Source organism: Microbispora sp. NBC_01389, from assembly GCF_045040095.1.
Lineage (GTDB): Bacteria > Actinomycetota > Actinomycetes > Streptosporangiales > Streptosporangiaceae > Microbispora.
Genome location: NZ_CP109552.1, coordinates 17,739 through 35,156, shown reverse-complemented (window position 1 = coordinate 35,156; position 17,418 = coordinate 17,739). Strand labels below are relative to the sequence as shown.

Genomic DNA, 17,418 nt, shown 5'->3' with positions numbered 1-17,418 from the left:
TGCCGCCGCCCGGCCGTGGGAGGACAGTGGGCGAAAGCCGTACTCCAGGGAAGGCGGCCGCGATGGGCAGACGCGCACGCAAGTCGAAGGCCCGCAGGAAGAAGAAGGCCAACCACGGCAAGCGCCCCACGGGCCGGTAGCCCGGTTCCGGGGCCGTCCCAGCGTTCGCCTTACGGGTTTCTGCCCCACGCGGCGAGCAGCCGGGCCTGCTCGTCGGCCCCGGCCGGGAGATCCCGCTCGTCCCCGATCACCCCCGCCTCGCGGTAGCCGTCCCACGCCTTGGCGAACCATTCGGCGCAGGACGCGATCAGGTCGGGATCGAGCCGTTCCGGCCCGCCGACCGCGCGCGCGAGGTCCCAGGTGTGGATCAGCGCGTCCGCGAACAGTTCGGTGATGTACTCCTCGCCCGGCACGTCGCCGAAGGACAGATGAGCCACGCTCGTGAGGGCGCCCTCGGCGTACACCGCCTGGACGGCGCCCTGCGCGGACGCCTCGAACGCCTTCACCGGGTCGTCGCCGAGCACGTCGCCCTCGAACGCGTCGCCCACCTCGGCGACCGTACGGCCCGACAGCAGCTCGGGAGCCCACAGGTTCTCGGCCACCAGGTGGTTCACCAGCCCCCGGACGTCCCAGTCGACGCAGGGCGTCGGCAGGTCCCACTGTCCGGGGCGGACGAGATGGAGGCGGTCGCCGAAGCCGTCGAGCGCCCTTCGGTACGCGTCCCGGATGTCGATCATGTCCCCTCCTCGCCGCGAGCTCCCGATTCGACCGTAACTCCTCCCGGCGATCAGTCGCACCCGCTCGCCCGCGAGGGGCGACCGGTCACGGAAGATGCTGCTCGACCCAGACGATCTTGCCGTACGGGGTGGGCCGGGTGCCCCAGCGATAGGCGAAGCGCTTGATCAGCTGGAGGCCGCGGCCGGTGTCCTCGTCGGGGGCGGCCGTACGCGGGGCGGGGGCGGAGGGGGAGCCGTCGGCGACCTCGACCACCAGCGTGCGGCAGCGCAGCAGCCGCAGCTCGATCGGCGGCCAGCCGTGCTTGAGCGCGTTGGTGACCAGCTCGCTGACGATGAGCTGGGTGCTGTCCACCAGGCTGGTCAGCCCCCAGGCGGCGAGGGTGCCCCGGACGAACCGGCGGGCCTGGGAGACGAACCTGGGGTCGGCGGGCAGGGGGAAGGTCGCCACCTCGTCCGGGTCGAGCTCACGCACCCGGGCCACCAGCAGGGCGATGTCGTCGCGCTCGTGGCTCGCCCGCTGGCTGCTGATGATGTCGTCGCACATGTCGTCGAGGTCCTCGACGGGCCCGGCGAGCAGGCGGCGCAACCCCATGATCCCGGCGTCCAGGTCCCGCTCGCGGCTCTCCACGAGGCCGTCGGTGTAGAAGGCGAGCACGCTCCCGGCCGGCAGGACCAGCTCGCGCATCTCCAGCGGGTCGCTGCCGATGCCGAGGGGCAGGCCCGACGGCAGCTCGATGATCTCGGTCGACCGGTCGGGATGCAGCAGGATCGGCGGCACGTGCCCGGCGCGGGCGAGCGCGCAGCCGCGCGTCACCGGATCGTAGACGGCGTAGATGCAGGTGGCGATCTGGGTCGGATCGAGGTCCTGGCTCATCAGGTTGAGCCGGAACAGCACCTCGTCGGGCGGCAGGTCGAGGCTCGCCAGCGTGCGCGCCGCGGTGCGGAGCTGGCCCATCGTCGCCGCGGCCCTGGTCCCGTGGCCCATGACGTCGCCCACCACCAGGGCCGTACGGCACCCGGGAAGGGTGATCACGTCGTACCAGTCCCCGCCGACGCCCATCAGGTCGCTCGCCGGAAGGTAGCGCGAGGCGATGTCCATGCCGAGCGGCTGCGGCAGCTCGGCGGGCAGCAGACTGCTCTGCAGGGTCAGCGCGGTCCGGCGCTCGGTGGTGTAGAGCCGCGCGTTGTCGACGCACACGGCGGTGCGGGCGGCGAGGTCCTCGGCCACCACGACGTCCTGCTCCTCGAACGGCGGCGCGCCCGCCCGCCTGGTGAAGACCACGCACCCGAGCACCCGTCCGCGGGCCCGCAGGGGCACGGTGAGGAACGAGCCGTCGGTCAGCAGGGCGGCGACCGCGTCCTCCCGGCCGAAGGTCGCGCCGATGAGCCGGGCGCTCTCCTTGTCCAGGGCCGGATACATCAGCGGCTTGCCGCTCGCCATGCACTGCGCCTGCGGCAGGATCGCCGGGTAGACCGCCACCTCGTCGACGGGGAAGGCGTCCACCCAGGCGTCCGCGTCGTCGCCCGCCACGCCCATCGCCATCCGGCGTACGAGGGTCGTCCCGTCCACCGGGCGGGACGACAGTTCGCCCTCGGAGATGAGGCGGTCCTGGAGCATCACGGCCGCCGTGTCGGCGAACCTCGGGACGGCCACGTCCACGAGCTCCCGGCTGGTCTCCTCGAGGTCGAGGGTGCTGCCGATCCGGCGGCTCGCCTCGTTCAGGAACGCCAGCCGTTCGTGGGCGGACGTGGCGCTGCTCCGCCGCCACTGCCCCCGGTCCACCGGGGCGGGGCCCTTGATCACGCAGTTCCGGTTCAAAACGAATACTCCGGCGAGAGCGGATGGTGTCCCAGAATCGTATGGAGCTGATACCGCGCATTTCAGCCGTTTGGCATGAGTGCTTCGGCCGATACGAGAGCGCGCTGGCGCAGCCGTACCCCGCGGTAAATGGACGAAACGGATAGCAGTGAGCACGCGTCACACCAGACAGCGGGTTACCAGATCGGGGGCAGGTGCGTGAGAGCCGCGTCGATCCGCTCCCGCGGGAGCGTGAAGTCCTCCGGCCGCGCCCGCCACCCGTCCCCGTCCCGTACGGCGAGACCGCGCTTGTCGATCATCCGTCCACGGTATGGGACCGATGAGTACCTTCGGAAACATGGAGGGCGCCGTGCCCGCTCGACTCGATCACACGATCGTGCACAGCACCGATCGCTTCGCCTCCGCCCGCTTCCTCACCGGCCTGCTCGGCGAGCCGGGGCCCGGCTCGTTCGGGCCGTTCGCCACGGTCAGAGTCGCCAACGGCGTGACGATCGACTTCGCCGACTCGATCGTCGGCCGGGACCGGATCGTCCTTCAGCACCTGGCCTTCCTCGTCTCGGAGGACGAGTTCGACGAGATCTTCGCCCGGATCGGCGACCGGGGCCTGCCGTACTGGGGCGGCCCGCACCACCAGGAGCCCCAGCGGATCAACCACCGGCACCACGGCCGCGGGGTGTACGTGGACGATCCCGACGGCCACGCCATCGAGTTCCTCACCCATCCGTACGTCGAGGAGGAGTGAACGGGTCAGCCGTGCGCGGCGGCCTCGATCGCCCGCTTCATCTCCGCCGCGCCGCGGTCCATGCGGATCCGGATCTCGGCCGCGCGCGCGTGCGGCAGGACGTCGGTGATCCAGACCAGCCGGCCCGACCCGTCGCCCTCCGGCCGGACCTCGAATGTGGCGTGGTGGAACTCCACCGGCGGGCGCGCGCCCTCGACGACGCAGTAGGCGAGGCGGCGGGCCTCGTCGTCGATCCCGACGACGAGCTCACGGACCACGTGCCCGTCGGGAAAGGTCAGGAACCGCTGGTCGCCCTCGATCCGGGTGCTGGTGACGCGGCCCGGCAGCAGGCGCTCGTGCACGGCGCCGACATCGCGCAGCACGTCCCAGATGTGCTCGGGCGGCGCGTCGATCACGATCTCATGACGAACGGAGGCCATGCGGCGGGGGTCCTTTCCGGCGACTCGTCCTGATCGAAGCAGCCACGACACCGGCTCCGAAGCCGGAGAAGGCCGCTTCCGATGATCGGAGGCGGCCTTCGCGTCGGGTGGTGCCGGTCGGGGCGACAGGATTTGAACCTGCGACTTCTTGCTCCCAAAGCCAACTAGATCAGGCTAACAGGTGGCCGTACTCCGTGGCCCATCAGTGCTTGGCGTCCGTTGGCGGTCGCGTAAGGTCGTGGAAGTTCGTGGTGGTTGTCACTCACCTAGTCACTCGTCCGGGCGGGCTCCATCGCCAAGTCGCCAATGTCGGCCGTACCCTCTTCCTTCCCTCAATGCCGTCTGTAGGGCGGTCGAGCTGGTAGGTCGGCAACGCTGACAGTGAAGCCTTCGGCTTGGTTGGGCATGACCTCGTCTACATCGAACAGGCCGACGTGGCCGGCTTTCTCCTCGCGGCTCTGCTTACGATGCTGCCGGGCTCTCTCGCGTAAGGCGCCTTGCCGACTGGCGGCCTTGGAGTACACCGCTCTCATGATCTTGTCACCGACCCAGTGATCTGTAGCGAAGATCATGTCGAAGATCTCGCTACCTCGGGTGTTCGTGACCTTGAAGACGCGAGTGGCTTTGTATCCAAGGTCCCGCTCTAATCGCCACCGCATGAGGTTGGTGAGTTCGTCGCGGAACTCGGCGCCGGTAAGATCCCCCTCACGTGTCGCGGCCAAAGCCTCGCGCCACTGTTCGGTGCCGAACATCAAGCTCATCTGATTTGCCACGTTGTCATCAATCTCGGACCGCCGTAACCTCAAGCCCCGAGGTAAGAGCCCGCTTGCGCAGAGTAACCACAGCTCCACCTTTGGCTTGTTGGCTCTCTTATGGTTCGCCAGCCGCTCTAGGGTGTCCCACTTTACTTCGGTGGACTGTTGATCCAGGAAGGCGAATGTGGGTGCCCAGTTGACGGGGCGGAGCTCATGTAAGACCTGGTCGATGGTCTGATTACAGTCGCCCGGAACCACCCGAAAGTCGCGGTTGGGGTACTCGCTGCGGAGGGCGTGGTCCAAGTCAGATGCGTTCGGAGTCAGCTCAAAGAACCTGAGGACCGAGAACGGAGGGCTTGTATCGAGCGCTCGCCGAGCCGAGCCTCTGATCACGTGACCAGTGCGCTCGCGGCTGATGTTCTCCGACTGGCCTGCGAAGAGGTCCAGGTAGACAGTGGTTCCGGCTCTAGTTGAGGCCTTTGTGAATGCGGCTAGGTAGTCCGACAGGATGTCAAGCTTCTGCTCCGTCCACCATCCCCAGTCTCGCGGCATGCCATCTCCTTGAGGTCCCTCGCCTACGAGACATGGAATACCTTAGGAACGGTCCAGTGTCTATAGACCGCCGGAATGAGTAAGCGTCGGCGCTTTATGCGCGGGCGACTTGGGGAAGCTTCGGCATCTCATCCCAGTGCCGTCCTTCCAGGTGGCGCCCACCTTGCTTAGGGGTGCGGCCTCCCCACTGCTTAAAGAAGAAAGGCACCTCGTTCCGTACGCACTCGTCCCTGATCTCGACAACCCAGCTCGGATCCAAGGGGCGATGTCCCGGCCCCGATTCGCCGCCCGCGATGACCCATCCGATCCCGCTCAGATCGAGACTGGTTAGAGGGCCGAGGAGGGGTTCGCATGACAGGAACCGGACGTGAGCCGGTACTACCCGGAGGTCGTCAACGCGATATAGCGCCTTCTGGTCCTCTACGGAGACACCCATCCAGAGGTTCGATGGCCAGTCAAGCTTGTCTGCCAGCTTGCGGAGCCGAGTCGATCGCTTGGTCAGCACTTGGTACGTATGTTGCGGAGTGTCGGCAATTACGGCAAAGACGTCACGGATGAACTGCAACGGCACCTTTGCGTGGAACAGGTCGCTCATCGAGTTGACGAACACAACCCGAGGCGTTCGCCACGTGTAGGGCTGGCGCAATGATGGCTGATGAAGCGTGAGGCCGAAGCCCTCACCAGAGGTTCTGTCGTCACCATCGTTTTGGTACTTCGCAGCACCCATCGCCTTCAGTCGCTTCGCGAGAGTAAGCGCATAACAGTTGTCACACCCTGCTGATATGCGATCACAGCCCGTGGTGGGATTCCAGGTAACCTCGGTCCACTCAATGGCTGTCCTTGTTGCCATGTTCTCGACCTCCTCGGGCAGGCTAGCCCGCTCACTGTAGGTTGATCAATACTGTCCATGCTAGATTTTTACCGGGATTAATTTATCACCAGGGTGGATCGGCCGTGGCTGTAGGGCGAAAGAGGCGAGAGGCAAGCCAGTATGCGGAGCAGGCCGTTCGCTTGTCGCGGCATCTGAGAGCGCTTCGGACGGATGCTGGCTATACCCAGGAGCAGTTGGCGGCGAGAGCTAGAGTCACTCTGGCAACGCTTCGCAAGATCGAGACTGGACGTACTGTCGAGCCGGGATATTTCACCGTCCTAGCTCTGCTCCGAGCCTTGGGCATCCAGCCCACAGACTTCCACGCTGCCGTTTGGGGACTTGGCCGTGAGGGCGAGTCGATTTACTCGGCAGATTAGTCATCGAATGCGCGCTTTGTCCTGATCTTCCCGTCTGCCTTCGACCCCGCCCCGAAGGGGCAGCGGGTCGGCGACGGAGGGTCAAGCTCGGCTTCGCGTGTACATGTTCCCGGTGAACTTCCTCGCGCGCTGGTTGTCCTGCTGGCACAGCCGGGCTTGACCTGGAGGAGTCGAGCTGCTGGGCTTGCCCGGGTCGATGGCGGGCGGGACGATCAGGGCGCCCACCTCAGCCCCGTACGTCCCGGTTTTACGCTTCGCGATCACCCCGGAGCCTGAGCGCCCCCGGGGTTTGGGGCAGCGCCCCAAGGTCTTCCCCTGCATCTTTGGGAAAGATCTTCATCAGTGCCAACGTTTGCCGCCAGCTCGCCGACGTTGCGCCGCTTGCCGGCAGGGGCGCGCGACCGCCGAGGCGGGACCGGCCGGAGAGCCGCAGCCCGCCGACGGCGGGGCGCGCGGCCCATGGCCGGCTGATGCTCGTGCTCGCGTGGTCTCCGGTGCGGGCCGTCGTGATTCCGGCCTCCGGTGCGCCTTCTGTTCTCTCCCTTCCTCTGCTCTTGGGTCGGGCTTCTCCATGCCCCCCGCGGTGCTCCCCGCCGAAGGCGGCTTGATGGCGTAGGGAAACCTGTAACAGGGGACCAGGCGGGAACCGCCGACCTGTTCAGAGAAGGCGTGTCCCATCGTGGACTCGAACGAAGGGGCCGTCCTCTCGAAGCGCGTCCATGATGCGAATGCCCCGCGCTTCGGGCATCCGGCTCTCTACCTCTTCGAGGGTCAGCCAGGTGGACTCCAGCGCTTCATCACTGGGCCTGGGCTCGCCTGCGACCGGATGGCATCGGAAGGTGAGCGAGACCACGCCGAGGATCATGTTCTTGTACACGCCTGTCAGGATTTCGGGCTTGATCTGGACGCCGGTCTCTTCGAGGACTTCCCGGATGACTGCCTGTTCCGGGCTCTCGTCCAGCTCGACCACGCCGCCTGGTGGGACCCAGCGCCCGTCATCTTCGCGGCGGATGGCTAGGACCCGTCCATCGTCGCGAAAGACGGCTGCGGTGACGCTGACGGAGTGCCGTGGTAGCTCAGACATGAGTGTTCTCCTACCCTGCCGTCCACTCGTATGACAGTCGCCATTGCTGACTAGGGAAGATGTTGAACACGGACTCGGCCGCGACGTCCTCGGTGGTGTAGGCGATCCGTGTGACTTCCAAGACTTGTTGAGCCTCCGTCAGCTTGAGGAACTCGGCTTCCTCTTCGGAGGGATGCCGCGCCTCGATCTCCTCGACGAAGCGCGCGATGCGGTAGCCCCGTTCGCTCAGGCGGCGGTAAAGGCCACTTGGCCCTGTGTCGGGAAGGGCTATCTCCTCCCCACCGGCGATGGTGAGCGGGATGTACGAGGTGGCTAGTTGAACCGGTCGATCGCCTACGAACATGTGGCGCTTGCGCATCACAACGGGATCGTTCTCTGAGATGCCGAGGCGTTCGGCTGCTACTGCCGGCGCCGGAACGGTGGCGAGTTCGACCAGCGGGGCACGAGGTTCGAGGCCGGCCTTGCGCATCTCCTCGGCGAAGCTGCTTCCGGAGCCGTCACCGCGGGGGATACGGCGTACCCGTTTGACGGTGGGGATCTCCTGTACGAAGGCTCCGCGGCCGTGCTCAACTCGGACGAGCCCTTCGGCCCGTAGCAGGGCAATCGCTCTGTTGATCGAGGTCTGGTTCAGTCCGTAGGCGCGAGCTAGCTCGGGCTGGCTGGGGAGAGCGGAGCCGGGGGCGTACTTGCCCCGCTTGATGTCGTTCCGAATCTCATCCGCGACCTGGCGGTAGCGGGCTCGTGGCGTCTCCACGTTCATATCACGGCCTTGGCCTCGACTTATGACTTCTGTCACAGCTTACCCTGCCCGGTTGACCAGCGGATCTCGAAAAGCCCCTTGCTACTTATGACATATGTGTTAGGCTACGAGAGTACGCAAGGTTATGACAGATGTCAGAAGAGGAGCAGAGATGCGGAACATCCCGGTGGACATCTCGGGTCTGGCGTTCACGGTTGCGGGTGAGCCGGAGCCGAAGATCGCGGATCGGGCGACGGGGGAGGTGAAGAAGGACGCGGAGGGGCGGGACCTGTACACGATCCCGCTGCTGCCCAAGCCGAACGACGACCGGCGGAACCCGGTCATCACCGTGACGTTCCCCTCGCTGGACTACCCGCGCATCCCGGAGGGGGTGCAGGTGCGGCCGGTGGGGCTGGCTGCCTTCTACTGGCAGATGAACGGCCGTTCGGGGATGGGGTTTCGCTGCGAGGCGATCCGCCCGGCGAACGACCCCGCCGCCCCCGCCTCGGCGCCGGCATCGGTGCCGGGGGTCTGATCGGTCAGTAGGTAGGTCCCGGGACGGCTGTGCTTGGCGGCTTGGGCCGTCCCGGGGTCTCCCCACCACTCATCAACAGAGGAAAGGAGACCTCCAGTATGACCGACTTGCTGATCCGCGCGGCCGTGGTCGCGGCGGTCTTGGTCGCGGTGCTGCTGGTCTGGCGTCGGCTGCACCGGCCCTCGTTCTGGCTGGTCGTGGGCTTCCCGGTCAAGGCGCTGATGGTGTACAGCACATGGCGGGCGGTGGCCTCGGGGTGCGGTCTTGCGCGGCGTCGCCGGCGTCTGCGCTGGACTCTGCCCGGCTTCCCGTACATGGGGGGCTGAGCAATGGCGGGACAGTCGTGGTCGTGGGATCAGATCAACCAGGCGCTTGCCGCGCTGTCGCCGGCCGAGGCTGAGTGCGCGCTGGCGTGGCTGGCCGATCAGAGCCCTGACGACGTGCGTACGGCGATCGCTTATGCAAAGGACCGGTGCCGCTGATGCGCATCATGCAGGTGAAGCAGCGCCGGACGATCCGCCGGGTGGAGGTCGAGCGGGCGCCGCGGCTCGGGGTGATCCGCCCGACCGCGCTGGGCTTCCGCATCACGGTCCGGCTGCACGACGGGCAGACGCCGGAGGACTACACGCGGGTGCTGGACAAGCTCGCGCACGCCTGGAAGGTCCACTCGGTGCGGCTGGCGGGGTGGAAGCCCGGAAAGGTCACTCTCGTCGCGACGCTGATCGATCCCCTCGACCGGGTGACGATCCCGGTCCTGTCGGACGACTTGTTGCGGGTCCGGGTGGGGCTGCTGGAGACCGGTGACCCGTTCGTCATCGACTTCCGTACGGTGCCGCACTGGCTGAACGTCGGCGCAACCCAGTCCGGCAAGTCCAACCTCGCCAATGACCTCGTCGTCGGGCTGGCGCCGCAGCCGGTCGCCCTCGTCGGGTTCGACCTCAAGGGCGGGGTGGAGTTCACCCCGTATGAGGCGCGCATGTCCGCCCTGGCGACAGAGCGGGCCGAGTGCGCCGACCTGCTCGCCGATTTGGTCGGGGTCATCAAGGACCGGATGGCCTTGTGCCGGCGGCACCGGGTGAAGAACATTTGGCACCCGCGGCTGCCGGAGGCTGAGCGGCCGATCCCGATTGTCGTGCTGGTGGACGAGGTCGCCGAACTGTTCTTGATGGCCGACAAGAAGAAAGAGCAAGACGAGGTGTCGGCGGTCGCGACCAGGTTGCTGCGGGTGGCCCAGCTCGGCCGCGCGTTCGGGATCTACCTGGTGGTGTGCGGGCAGCGGGTCGGTTCCGACCTCGGCTCGGGCGTGACGGCGCTGCGTGCTCAGCTCACCGGGCGGATCTGCCACATGGTCAACGACGACGAAACCGCCAAGATGGCGCTCGGCGACATGGACCCCTCCGCGCTGGCCGCTGCTCGGCAGATCTCTCCGAACCGGCCGGGAACCGCCGTGGTGGTCGGCTCGGAGGGCCGCTGGCACCGCATGCGCAGCGTGCACGTGACCGAGGAACAGGCCGAAGCCGCCGCCGCTACATACGCCCACCTGGCCCCCGCCTGGGCGCATCTCACCCGGGGCGTCACGGCTGCGGCCGGTGACCTGGACCCGGCAGAGGTGAAGGAGTTCACCGAACCGGACCTGGAAGACCTCCCGGTCTGACCCCGCACCTTCCCACGGGCTCGGCGTGAGCCCTCAATCACGCCGCGTCCCTACCTGATCCATGCCGAAAACCCGGCTGATGCGTGAAGAGGTGTTCGTGATGTTGCGTGGCCTGCGCTCGATGCTGGCCGATTCCGGGCCGGTGGTCGTGCTCGCGGTGATCGCGGCCGTGGGCTCCTTCGACCACATCAGCACCCTGGCCGCCAAGCACGGCCAAAAGGACTGGCGCTCCTGGGCGGTTGCGGTGTGCATCGACTTGATGTGCGTCATGGCCGCCCGGGAGATTCAGCGGGACAAGCGCACCGGACGCCCCCGCCGGGGCCGGTTGTCGTGGCCGTCGCTGGTACTGACCGGCGGCATCACGCTGACCTTGGCGGCGAACCTGGCCGAGGCCGACCCCACGGCGTGGGGATGGATCCTCGCCGCGACCCCTGCGGGGGCGTTCCTGATCGCCATGTCGATGCTGGAGCGCCGCGCCGGCCACACCCCGCCCCCTGCGGTGGTCGACGCCGAACTTCTCACCGACCAACCCCACGATGCCGCCGAGGCGAGCGCGTGCGAGGACCGGCCGCAAGTGGCGACCTCGAACGAGTCGCCGGCCGAACTCGACCCCGCCCCCTCGACGGCAACCCCCTCGACCCCTTCGGCGCCCGTCCGCTCGGCGACGGCTCCCGCCCCGGTGGTGAGTCCGGCGGTGCTCGATGACGCCCGGTACTTCGCCGCCGAATACCAGCGCCTGCATGGCGAGGTGATCCCCGCCGGGGAGCTCCAGCGCCGCATGCGGGTCAGCCCCGACGTGGCTTCCGAACTTCTGCACCACCTCACGACAGCCGACCACACCGTCACCCGTTGAAAGGACCGAAGGTCATGACGAACAACCCTGAGGCTCGGGCCGAGTTCATCACCGGTCTGCGCCGCCTGGCCGCGTTCCTGGCCGACAACCCCAAGGTTCCGGTGCCCGACTATGGCGCGGAGATCTCCATCTTCGTGCACGGCACCGACGCCCAGCAGCGGGCCACCGTGGACCGCATCGCCGACCTGATCGACGCCCCCGCCTCCGAGGGCTTGCACTACGTCACCGCGCGGGACTTCGGGCCGATCAACTACCGGGCCGTCGCGGTGCCCACGAACGACATGCGCGAGTGGGACGCGCTCATGAGCTACCACGGCGCCGTCTCGGTCTGAACGGCCAGGTGACCCGTGATGCTGCGCAAGCTCCTCGTCCGCTGCCTGCTGCTGTTCGCCGTGTTCTACCTGGTCACCAACCCCCTCTCGGCGGCCGAGGTGGTCAAGCACGCCGTACACGTGCTGAACGCCGCGGCCGACAACCTCACCGGCTTCCTCACCCGCCTGAACTGACCATCACCTACTCGCAACCCGAACGGATGCGCGTCATGACCAAGAACCCCAGCGACGGACACAAGCAGCAGATCCGGCAGAAGGTCGCCGACGACCTCGCCGGCGACAACGTCCACCCCGACGAGGTCGACGTCCGCGACGACGGTGAGATCGTCCTGGACCGCCGCAAGACGATCCCGTGGGCCAAGCCCGTCGCGATCGGCCGGTGGAAGTGACCATGCGCACCTACACACATCCCGACGTGCTGACTAAGGGCGTGCGCGAGGGGTGGGCCGACCCGGAAACCGACCCGGCCCGCATCGACTGGACGCCTCGTCAGGCCCGCGCCGCGATCCCGTTCCAGGTGGTCGACGGCCGCCCGGTCAACCCGTGTGAGCGCACGAGCATCCGCTACGGCCGCAACCGATTGGGGCACTGGGGCGAAGCCCTCGCCGCTGACGCCCTGGTCACCGCCACCGACCCGGACGGGCACCGCTGGATGGTCATGGTCGAGCGGCGCGACGGGTACGGGTGGGCGCTGCCCGGCGGCCACGTCGACCCCGGGGAAACCCCCACGCAGGCCGCAATCCGCGAACTGGCCGAGGAAACCGGCCTGTGTGGCATCGCTTCCGGCTGGGAGGCCATGGCGCCGCGGTATGTGCCCGACCCCCGGGCCAGTGACGAGGCGTGGATGGTGACGGTCCCGGTCCGCACCCACCTGGGCACCTGCCGCCGGGAGGACCTGCCCGCGGTGACCGGTGCCGACGACGCCGCCCGCGCCGCCTGGGTCCTGGCCGACGACTACCCCCAGCTCCTCGGCTACCTGGCGACCACCTACGGCGGCGACGTCTTCGCCGCCCACCGCCGCATGCTCGCCGACACCCTGACCGACCCCTCCCGGCCTCTCTCAGCGGAGAACCGCTGATCACCCCTTGACCGACCGCCACCGGAAGGAGGCCCCTGCCATGGGCCTGTTCAGGAAGAAGAACGGCGACACGCCGAAGCTCGCCCGGGAGGTCTGGCACACCTGCCGCCCGTGCAACGGCGTCGGCCGCCGCACCGTCCACGGCGTCCCGGACCGGCACTGCCCGGACTGCAACGGCGTCGGGCGGGTGCTGGCCTCATGAACCGCGTCAACATCGTGTCCTTCGGCTACGGCCACGCCCCCGCCCCGCAGGCCGACATCACGATCGACACCCGCCGCCACCTGCGCAACCCGCACCACAACCCGGCCATGCGCCAGCTCACCGGCCTTGACCCCGCGGTGCGCCGGCACGTGCTGGACACCACGGGCGCGCGCTGCCTGATCCGCCACACGGCCGTCTGCGCGACCGACCTGCTGAACGGCCTGCCCCGGTCGCCGGTTCTGGTCGTCACCATCGCGATCGGCTGCGTGGGAGGACGGCACCGCAGCGTCGCCCTCGCCGAAGAGCTCGCCGTCATATTGCGCGAGCACGGGATCGGCGTGCAGCTTGCCCACCGCGACGTCACCAAACCGATCATTCAGCGCACCGGCTGACCCCCGGCTCCGCGCACTGCCCCGGCCATACCAGCGAACCGAAGGAGTGCCCCTGTGAAGTCCCAGCGCCGTACCTGCGGCACCTGCCGCGGCTACCGCACCGTCGGCGTCCTCAAGTCCACCCGCGCCAACCGCAAGACCGTCCTCATCGAGGTCCGCCAGACCTGCCCGACCTGCAACGGCCGAGGCGAACTGTGACCCCCGCCCGCCGGACCCGCGCCACGGTCGAACCGGCCGCGTGCGGCGACTGCGACGGCCAGGGCCAGGCCCTTACCGCGATGGTCATCGGCCGCGGTCTTCGCCGCCGCACGGTCGAGCAGTACGCCGTCTGCCTCACCTGCGACGGGACCGGCTTGGCGCCGAACGGCGGTGCCACCGCATGACGTTCGCCGAGGACCTGCCGGTCTACGCCTACCGCTGCTGCACCTGCAACGGAACCGGCATCGACGCCGACAACGCCCGGTGCCGCGACTGCGACGGCACCGGCATCGACAACCGCACCTAGCCCCATCGCCTTTAGCCCGGGACGCGCCCAATCGACCAAGACAACGCGCGCCCCGGGTCCTCACAGAGAGGAACTTCCACAATGCCACCCCAGACCAGGATCAACCACCCCCCGCCCTCCAACGTGGGCGAGCCGCAGAGCGTGAGGGACGCCTACCAGCAGGAATGGGACCGGCGGAAGAACCTGCCCGTCCTCCGCACCGGGCCGGAGGGGACCCGGAAGGGCGGCACGCAGTGAGCCGGCAAGACCTCCAGGACTACGCCCTGAACCTCGCCGCCTACGCCGACACGCGCACGACCAAGCAGGACCAGAAGACCGCGAAGTCGTCGGGTGCCACGGTCACGGACCTGTCCACCCGCCGCGAGCCCAAGGGCTGATCGCGGCAACTCTCGACGCCACCACGGGGCGGCCAAAGCCTGCCAGCCCGCCGCCTCGTGGGGCGTCTCCCTCGCCTGTCAGCAAAGGAGACACCAGTATGCGCCACCTTCGCCCCGTCACGCCCGTACTCCGCTCCGGCCGGGCCTGGTTGCCGCCCGGCACCGCCTCCACTTGGGTATGCCGCTGCGGCGGGATCAACCCCCGAACCTCGACCACCTGCGGGCGGTGCGGCAAATGAGCGTCGGCCGTTACCGCACCTGCCCCACCTGCAACGGGTTCTGCTACCTCGGCCGCGACCCCAACCGGTGCCCCATCCCGTGCCGCACATGCAGCGCCACCGGCCGCATCTACGTCAAGGCCCGCAAATGAGCCGCTACCAGGTCCAGGTCACCGACACCTACGCCCGCGGTGCGCAACGGCCCTGGTCCACCGTCCGCCGAGTGCTGGCCGAGGAGTCCGGGCCGTGCCTGACCCCGGTCCTCCTCCGGTTCGGGCGGCTGCGCCGGTGGATCGCCTGCGGGCGCCGTCTCCCGCACGACCGGCAGTGCCGCAACTGCTGCCCCCGCATCGTCGTCACCGAGGTAAGGAGGATCACCGCTTGAGCGCCCCTGCGCCGCTCTCTGAGCTGGTCGGGCCGGTCATCCGTGACCTGGCCCGCCGCTCGGGCAAAGACCTCACCCGCTGGTTTGACCAGGTCACCCGCCTGCGCGGCTGCACAGAACCCGTCCGCCTGTCCGGCGAGACGGTCACGGTCGACGCCGGCACGGGTGAGGTCCTGCACACCTACACCACCAACTCCGAACCGCACGGGCAACTGCTCATCCGCTGCGGCAACCGCCGTGCCTCACGCTGCCCCTCCTGCGCCGAGCTCTACCGCGCCGACACCTTCCACCTGATCCGCGCCGGCCTCCTCGGCGGAACCAAAGGCGTCCCCGAAACCGTCCGCACTCACCCCCGGGTGTTCGCCACGCTCACCGCACCGTCCTTCGGACCCGTCCACCGCGGACCCGGCAAGAACGGAGTCTCGCAGGTGTGCCACCCCCGCCGCACGGGACCGGCATGCTTCGACCGCCACACCGCAGACGACCCCCGAATCGGGCAACCCCTCGATCCCGAAAGCTACGACTACGTCGGGCACGTGCTGTGGAACGCCCACGCCGGGGACCTGTGGCGCCGCTTCACCATCTACCTGCGCCGCCACCTCGCCGGAGCGGTCGGCATGAGCCAGGCGGCGTTCAACCGGCAGGTCAAGGTGTCCTTCGCCAAGGTCGCCGAATACCAAGCCCGCGGCGTCGTCCACTTCCACGCAATCATCCGCCTCGACGGCCGCCCCGACGACCCCGACGACACCACCCCGATCCCGCCGCCGGACTGGGCCACCGTGCACCTCCTCGACGGCGCGATCCGCTCGGCCGCCGCCACTGTCCACATCGACGCACCCGACCTCGGCCAACCCACCCTGACCCTGCGCTGGGGCGACCAGGTCGACGTCAAGGTCATCAATCCGGCCGACCTCGACCCCGCCGGGGAAGGTGACCAGCTCACCGAACAGAAGGTCGCCGGGTACGTGGCCAAGTATGCGACCAAAGCCGCCGAGTCCGCCGGCACCCTGGACCGGCGCATCCGCTCCCACGACCTGATCCACCTGCGCGACAAGGGCGCCAGCGAACACGCCGCCCGGCTGATCCGAACTGCCTGGACCCTCGGCGACCCCATCACGCATCCGGAACTGCTGGACCTCAAGCTGCGCAAGTGGGCGCACATGCTCGGCTTCCGCGGCCACTTCTCCACCCGATCCCGCGCCTACGCAACCACCCTCGGCAAGATCCGGCAGGAACGGGCCGACTACCGCCACGCCCAACTCCGCGAAACCGGCTGGGCCTTCGACCCCGACACCACCCTCGTACTCGCGCACTGGAGCTTCGCCGGCCAGGGCTACACCCCCGGCGAATCCCTGCTGGCAGGACACCTCAGCGATCAGCCCCCGAAGGAGGAACCACAATGACGCGGACCGTCAGCGAGCCCGCGATGTACCGCGTTCCCGACGCCGCCCGCGTGCTTGGCCTCGGCAAGACCAAGATCTATGAGCTGATCCGGGGCAAGCGTCTCCGCTCGGTCACTGAGGGCCGTACGCGACTCATCCCCGCCGACGCGATCACCGACTATCTCGCCCTGCTGACCAAGGAAGCCGAGGAAGCCGCCTGATGACCAAGCGCCGTAGCCGCGGAGATGGCGGCCTTCACTGGGATGAGGCGCGTCAACGCTGGATCGCCTCGGTGACCGTGGGCTATACCCCGCAGGGCAAGCGGATCGTGAAGAAGGCCAGCGGCAAGACCAAGACCGAGGCCAAGACCAAACTCAAGGAGGTGTTGCGCGACTACGAAGACGGCCTTGCGATCGCTCCTGCTGACTACACGGTCGAGCGGGCGGTACGTGACTGGCTGGCCTACGGCCTCAACGGGCGCGATAAGGCGACCGTCGACTCCTACACGGCGCTCTGCCGTGCGCACGTCATCCCGGCCTTGGGCGCCCGGAAGCTTCGCGATCTCAGTGCAGAAGACGTAGACCGCTGGCTCGCGGAGAAGGCCAAGACGCTGAGCACTCGCACTCTCCAGATCATCCGCTCATGCCTGAACCGCTCGATCAAGCGGGCGATGGCGCGAGACAAGGTCAAGCGGAACGTCGTCGAACTGTGCTCGGTGCCGGTCGGTAAGCAGGGCCGCCCGTCAAAGGCGCTGACGTTCGCCCAGGCGGAAGCCGTGCTCAAGGCGGCCGAGGGAACCAAGATGCACGCCTACATCGTGCTCTCCCTGCTCACAGGCGCCCGTACGGAGGAGCTGCGCGCACTGACGTGGGATCACGTAGACCTGAAAGGCGACGCGGACGCGACTCCTCCCGTGCCTCCTCACGTCGCTGTGTGGCGCTCTGTACGGTCGGGGGGCGACACCAAGACCCGGAAGTCTCGGCGTACCCTCGCGCTCCCCACACTGTGTGTGGACGCTCTACGGCGGCACCGAGAGGAGCAGCACCGAACGCAAGGCGATCAGTGGGCCGAAACCGGCCTCGTGTTCGCCTCGGCCGCCGGCACGCCGTTTGATGCGGCGAACGTCCGTCGTGCCTTCCGTGCTGTGATCAAGAACGCCGGGGGAGTGGATGCGTCCGAGTGGACGCCGCGGGAGCTGCGGCACAGCTTCGTCTCGCTGCTCTCGGATTCGGGGGTTGCTCTGGAGGAGATCTCTCGACTCGTGGGGCACAGCAGTACGGCCGTCACGGAGATCGTGTACCGAAAGCAGATCCGTCCCGTGTTGCAGACCGGGGCCGTGGCGATGGACCGCCTCTTCGGCGGATCGGACCCGTAGTCACTCAGTTAGTCACCCCGGGGACAGACAAGGCC

Annotated in this window: 30 protein-coding genes; 22 read left to right on the top strand and 8 right to left on the bottom strand. The window is 68.2% G+C overall.

Going from position 1 to position 17,418, the window contains the following annotated elements; translation table 11 throughout:
• Nucleotides 1–170: 170 nt before the first annotated feature.
• The 3 genes from OG344_RS00225 to OG344_RS00215 form a co-directional block, all read right to left on the bottom strand.
• Complete coding sequence (locus OG344_RS00225) at nucleotides 171–737, bottom strand: TIGR03086 family metal-binding protein (protein WP_327047132.1); 567 nt, start codon at nucleotides 735–737, stop codon at nucleotides 171–173.
• A gap of 85 nt (nucleotides 738–822) precedes the next feature.
• Complete coding sequence (locus OG344_RS00220) at nucleotides 823–2,556, bottom strand: SpoIIE family protein phosphatase (protein WP_405086430.1); 1,734 nt, start codon at nucleotides 2,554–2,556, stop codon at nucleotides 823–825.
• Between the two features lie 176 nt (nucleotides 2,557–2,732).
• Entirely contained in the window at nucleotides 2,733–2,855 is a 123-nt protein-coding gene (locus OG344_RS00215) for a hypothetical protein (protein WP_327047130.1), read from the bottom strand.
• Nucleotides 2,856–2,875: 20 nt separating this feature from the next.
• On the opposite strand from OG344_RS00215, the gene OG344_RS00210 reads away from it, so the two are divergent.
• Complete coding sequence (locus OG344_RS00210) at nucleotides 2,876–3,298, top strand: VOC family protein (protein ID WP_405086429.1); 423 nt, start codon at nucleotides 2,876–2,878, stop codon at nucleotides 3,296–3,298.
• A gap of 5 nt (nucleotides 3,299–3,303) precedes the next feature.
• Here the strand turns inward: OG344_RS00210 and OG344_RS00205 are convergent, their stop codons facing one another.
• From OG344_RS00205 to OG344_RS00195, 3 genes are all read right to left on the bottom strand, one after another.
• Nucleotides 3,304–3,717 (bottom strand): SRPBCC family protein, encoded by a 414-nt coding sequence (locus tag OG344_RS00205; RefSeq protein WP_405086428.1) that lies wholly within the window; start codon nucleotides 3,715–3,717, stop codon nucleotides 3,304–3,306.
• Between the two features lie 332 nt (nucleotides 3,718–4,049).
• Complete coding sequence (gene tcmP, locus OG344_RS00200) at nucleotides 4,050–5,024, bottom strand: three-Cys-motif partner protein TcmP (protein ID WP_405086427.1); 975 nt, start codon at nucleotides 5,022–5,024, stop codon at nucleotides 4,050–4,052.
• 94 nt (nucleotides 5,025–5,118) lie between these two features.
• Nucleotides 5,119–5,874, bottom strand: a complete 756-nt coding sequence (locus tag OG344_RS00195) for a phage Gp37/Gp68 family protein (RefSeq protein ID WP_327047126.1) — start codon at nucleotides 5,872–5,874, stop codon at nucleotides 5,119–5,121.
• A 104-nt stretch (nucleotides 5,875–5,978) separates the two neighbouring features.
• Between OG344_RS00195 and OG344_RS00190 the strand changes: the two genes are divergently transcribed.
• On the top strand, nucleotides 5,979–6,272 hold the full coding sequence (locus OG344_RS00190; RefSeq protein ID WP_327047125.1) for a helix-turn-helix transcriptional regulator: 294 nt from the start codon (nucleotides 5,979–5,981) through the stop codon (nucleotides 6,270–6,272).
• A gap of 658 nt (nucleotides 6,273–6,930) precedes the next feature.
• Here OG344_RS00190 and OG344_RS00185 read toward each other — a convergent pair.
• Entirely contained in the window at nucleotides 6,931–7,356 is a 426-nt protein-coding gene (locus OG344_RS00185) for an NUDIX domain-containing protein (protein WP_327047124.1), read from the bottom strand.
• A 10-nt stretch (nucleotides 7,357–7,366) separates the two neighbouring features.
• Nucleotides 7,367–8,116, bottom strand: a complete 750-nt coding sequence (locus OG344_RS00180) for a GntR family transcriptional regulator (protein ID WP_405086426.1) — start codon at nucleotides 8,114–8,116, stop codon at nucleotides 7,367–7,369.
• A 151-nt stretch (nucleotides 8,117–8,267) separates the two neighbouring features.
• Between OG344_RS00180 and OG344_RS00175 the strand changes: the two genes are divergently transcribed.
• The 20 genes from OG344_RS00175 to OG344_RS00080 all read left to right on the top strand — a co-directional run bounded on the left by OG344_RS00175 (nucleotide 8,268) and on the right by OG344_RS00080 (nucleotide 17,383).
• Entirely contained in the window at nucleotides 8,268–8,630 is a 363-nt protein-coding gene (locus OG344_RS00175; RefSeq protein ID WP_182881649.1) for a hypothetical protein, read from the top strand.
• A 98-nt stretch (nucleotides 8,631–8,728) separates the two neighbouring features.
• Entirely contained in the window at nucleotides 8,729–8,956 is a 228-nt protein-coding gene (locus tag OG344_RS00170; RefSeq protein WP_327047122.1) for a hypothetical protein, read from the top strand.
• A gap of 155 nt (nucleotides 8,957–9,111) precedes the next feature.
• On the top strand, nucleotides 9,112–10,284 hold the full coding sequence (locus tag OG344_RS00165; protein ID WP_327047121.1) for an FtsK/SpoIIIE domain-containing protein: 1,173 nt from the start codon (nucleotides 9,112–9,114) through the stop codon (nucleotides 10,282–10,284).
• A 79-nt stretch (nucleotides 10,285–10,363) separates the two neighbouring features.
• Nucleotides 10,364–11,137, top strand: a complete 774-nt coding sequence (locus OG344_RS00160) for a DUF2637 domain-containing protein (RefSeq protein WP_405086425.1) — start codon at nucleotides 10,364–10,366, stop codon at nucleotides 11,135–11,137.
• Between the two features lie 14 nt (nucleotides 11,138–11,151).
• A complete protein-coding gene (locus OG344_RS00155; RefSeq protein ID WP_327047119.1) occupies nucleotides 11,152–11,469 on the top strand; it encodes a hypothetical protein in 318 nt (105 codons plus the stop codon).
• An 18-nt stretch (nucleotides 11,470–11,487) separates the two neighbouring features.
• The gene (locus OG344_RS00150) at nucleotides 11,488–11,643 is read left to right on the top strand and encodes a hypothetical protein (RefSeq protein WP_327047118.1); all 156 of its coding nucleotides are present in this window, start codon (nucleotides 11,488–11,490) and stop codon (nucleotides 11,641–11,643) included.
• A gap of 35 nt (nucleotides 11,644–11,678) precedes the next feature.
• A complete protein-coding gene (locus OG344_RS00145; RefSeq protein WP_327047117.1) occupies nucleotides 11,679–11,858 on the top strand; it encodes a hypothetical protein in 180 nt (59 codons plus the stop codon).
• 2 nt (nucleotides 11,859–11,860) lie between these two features.
• Nucleotides 11,861–12,547, top strand: a complete 687-nt coding sequence (locus OG344_RS00140) for an NUDIX domain-containing protein (protein WP_327047116.1) — start codon at nucleotides 11,861–11,863, stop codon at nucleotides 12,545–12,547.
• Between the two features lie 40 nt (nucleotides 12,548–12,587).
• Nucleotides 12,588–12,749 carry a hypothetical protein gene (locus tag OG344_RS00135; protein WP_182881657.1) on the top strand — a complete coding sequence of 54 codons (162 nt, stop codon included), beginning with the start codon at nucleotides 12,588–12,590 and terminating at the stop codon, nucleotides 12,747–12,749.
• The gene (locus OG344_RS00130; protein WP_405086424.1) at nucleotides 12,746–13,141 is read left to right on the top strand and encodes a hypothetical protein; all 396 of its coding nucleotides are present in this window, start codon (nucleotides 12,746–12,748) and stop codon (nucleotides 13,139–13,141) included. The genes OG344_RS00135 and OG344_RS00130 overlap by 4 nt, the downstream gene beginning before the upstream one ends.
• A 54-nt stretch (nucleotides 13,142–13,195) precedes the next feature.
• Entirely contained in the window at nucleotides 13,196–13,339 is a 144-nt protein-coding gene (locus OG344_RS00125; protein ID WP_327047109.1) for a hypothetical protein, read from the top strand.
• Entirely contained in the window at nucleotides 13,336–13,524 is a 189-nt protein-coding gene (locus tag OG344_RS00120) for a hypothetical protein (RefSeq protein WP_327047108.1), read from the top strand. The genes OG344_RS00125 and OG344_RS00120 overlap by 4 nt, the downstream gene beginning before the upstream one ends.
• A complete protein-coding gene (locus OG344_RS00115) occupies nucleotides 13,521–13,646 on the top strand; it encodes a hypothetical protein (protein WP_327047107.1) in 126 nt (41 codons plus the stop codon). Before OG344_RS00120 ends, OG344_RS00115 begins: the two co-directional genes overlap by 4 nt.
• 81 nt (nucleotides 13,647–13,727) lie before the next feature.
• Nucleotides 13,728–13,883, top strand: a complete 156-nt coding sequence (locus OG344_RS00110; protein WP_327047106.1) for a hypothetical protein — start codon at nucleotides 13,728–13,730, stop codon at nucleotides 13,881–13,883.
• On the top strand, nucleotides 13,880–14,023 hold the full coding sequence (locus OG344_RS00105) for a hypothetical protein (protein ID WP_327047105.1): 144 nt from the start codon (nucleotides 13,880–13,882) through the stop codon (nucleotides 14,021–14,023). Before OG344_RS00110 ends, OG344_RS00105 begins: the two co-directional genes overlap by 4 nt.
• 172 nt (nucleotides 14,024–14,195) lie before the next feature.
• Nucleotides 14,196–14,393 (top strand): hypothetical protein, encoded by a 198-nt coding sequence (locus OG344_RS00100; RefSeq protein ID WP_405086423.1) that lies wholly within the window; start codon nucleotides 14,196–14,198, stop codon nucleotides 14,391–14,393.
• The gene (locus OG344_RS00095) at nucleotides 14,390–14,626 is read left to right on the top strand and encodes a hypothetical protein (RefSeq protein WP_327047103.1); all 237 of its coding nucleotides are present in this window, start codon (nucleotides 14,390–14,392) and stop codon (nucleotides 14,624–14,626) included. The genes OG344_RS00100 and OG344_RS00095 overlap by 4 nt, the downstream gene beginning before the upstream one ends.
• On the top strand, nucleotides 14,623–16,029 hold the full coding sequence (locus OG344_RS00090; protein WP_327047102.1) for a replication initiator: 1,407 nt from the start codon (nucleotides 14,623–14,625) through the stop codon (nucleotides 16,027–16,029). Before OG344_RS00095 ends, OG344_RS00090 begins: the two co-directional genes overlap by 4 nt.
• Nucleotides 16,026–16,229, top strand: a complete 204-nt coding sequence (locus OG344_RS00085; protein ID WP_327047101.1) for a helix-turn-helix domain-containing protein — start codon at nucleotides 16,026–16,028, stop codon at nucleotides 16,227–16,229. Before OG344_RS00090 ends, OG344_RS00085 begins: the two co-directional genes overlap by 4 nt.
• The gene (locus OG344_RS00080) at nucleotides 16,229–17,383 is read left to right on the top strand and encodes a site-specific integrase (RefSeq protein WP_327047100.1); all 1,155 of its coding nucleotides are present in this window, start codon (nucleotides 16,229–16,231) and stop codon (nucleotides 17,381–17,383) included. Before OG344_RS00085 ends, OG344_RS00080 begins: the two co-directional genes overlap by 1 nt.
• Nucleotides 17,384–17,418: the final 35 nt, after the last annotated feature.

Coding starts and splice junctions, on each gene's coding strand:
- OG344_RS00210 (WP_405086429.1), top strand. CDS start 2,876: ATGAGTACCTTCGGAAACATGGAGGGCGCCGTGCCCGCTCGACTCGAT.
- OG344_RS00180 (WP_405086426.1), bottom strand. CDS start 8,116: ATGAACGTGGAGACGCCACGAGCCCGCTACCGCCAGGTCGCGGATGAG.
- OG344_RS00140 (WP_327047116.1), top strand. CDS start 11,861: ATGCGCACCTACACACATCCCGACGTGCTGACTAAGGGCGTGCGCGAG.
- OG344_RS00145 (WP_327047117.1), top strand. CDS start 11,679: ATGACCAAGAACCCCAGCGACGGACACAAGCAGCAGATCCGGCAGAAG.
- OG344_RS00080 (WP_327047100.1), top strand. CDS start 16,229: ATGACCAAGCGCCGTAGCCGCGGAGATGGCGGCCTTCACTGGGATGAG.
- OG344_RS00170 (WP_327047122.1), top strand. CDS start 8,729: ATGACCGACTTGCTGATCCGCGCGGCCGTGGTCGCGGCGGTCTTGGTC.
- OG344_RS00135 (WP_182881657.1), top strand. CDS start 12,588: ATGGGCCTGTTCAGGAAGAAGAACGGCGACACGCCGAAGCTCGCCCGG.
- OG344_RS00160 (WP_405086425.1), top strand. CDS start 10,364: ATGCGTGAAGAGGTGTTCGTGATGTTGCGTGGCCTGCGCTCGATGCTG.
- OG344_RS00185 (WP_327047124.1), bottom strand. CDS start 7,356: ATGTCTGAGCTACCACGGCACTCCGTCAGCGTCACCGCAGCCGTCTTT.
- OG344_RS00130 (WP_405086424.1), top strand. CDS start 12,746: ATGAACCGCGTCAACATCGTGTCCTTCGGCTACGGCCACGCCCCCGCC.
- OG344_RS00095 (WP_327047103.1), top strand. CDS start 14,390: ATGAGCCGCTACCAGGTCCAGGTCACCGACACCTACGCCCGCGGTGCG.
- OG344_RS00165 (WP_327047121.1), top strand. CDS start 9,112: ATGCGCATCATGCAGGTGAAGCAGCGCCGGACGATCCGCCGGGTGGAG.
- OG344_RS00175 (WP_182881649.1), top strand. CDS start 8,268: ATGCGGAACATCCCGGTGGACATCTCGGGTCTGGCGTTCACGGTTGCG.
- OG344_RS00110 (WP_327047106.1), top strand. CDS start 13,728: ATGCCACCCCAGACCAGGATCAACCACCCCCCGCCCTCCAACGTGGGC.
- tcmP (WP_405086427.1), bottom strand. CDS start 5,024: ATGCCGCGAGACTGGGGATGGTGGACGGAGCAGAAGCTTGACATCCTG.
- OG344_RS00085 (WP_327047101.1), top strand. CDS start 16,026: ATGACGCGGACCGTCAGCGAGCCCGCGATGTACCGCGTTCCCGACGCC.
- OG344_RS00205 (WP_405086428.1), bottom strand. CDS start 3,717: ATGGCCTCCGTTCGTCATGAGATCGTGATCGACGCGCCGCCCGAGCAC.
- OG344_RS00215 (WP_327047130.1), bottom strand. CDS start 2,855: ATGATCGACAAGCGCGGTCTCGCCGTACGGGACGGGGACGGGTGGCGG.
- OG344_RS00155 (WP_327047119.1), top strand. CDS start 11,152: ATGACGAACAACCCTGAGGCTCGGGCCGAGTTCATCACCGGTCTGCGC.
- OG344_RS00195 (WP_327047126.1), bottom strand. CDS start 5,874: ATGGCAACAAGGACAGCCATTGAGTGGACCGAGGTTACCTGGAATCCC.
- OG344_RS00225 (WP_327047132.1), bottom strand. CDS start 737: ATGATCGACATCCGGGACGCGTACCGAAGGGCGCTCGACGGCTTCGGC.
- OG344_RS00150 (WP_327047118.1), top strand. CDS start 11,488: ATGCTGCGCAAGCTCCTCGTCCGCTGCCTGCTGCTGTTCGCCGTGTTC.
- OG344_RS00115 (WP_327047107.1), top strand. CDS start 13,521: ATGACGTTCGCCGAGGACCTGCCGGTCTACGCCTACCGCTGCTGCACC.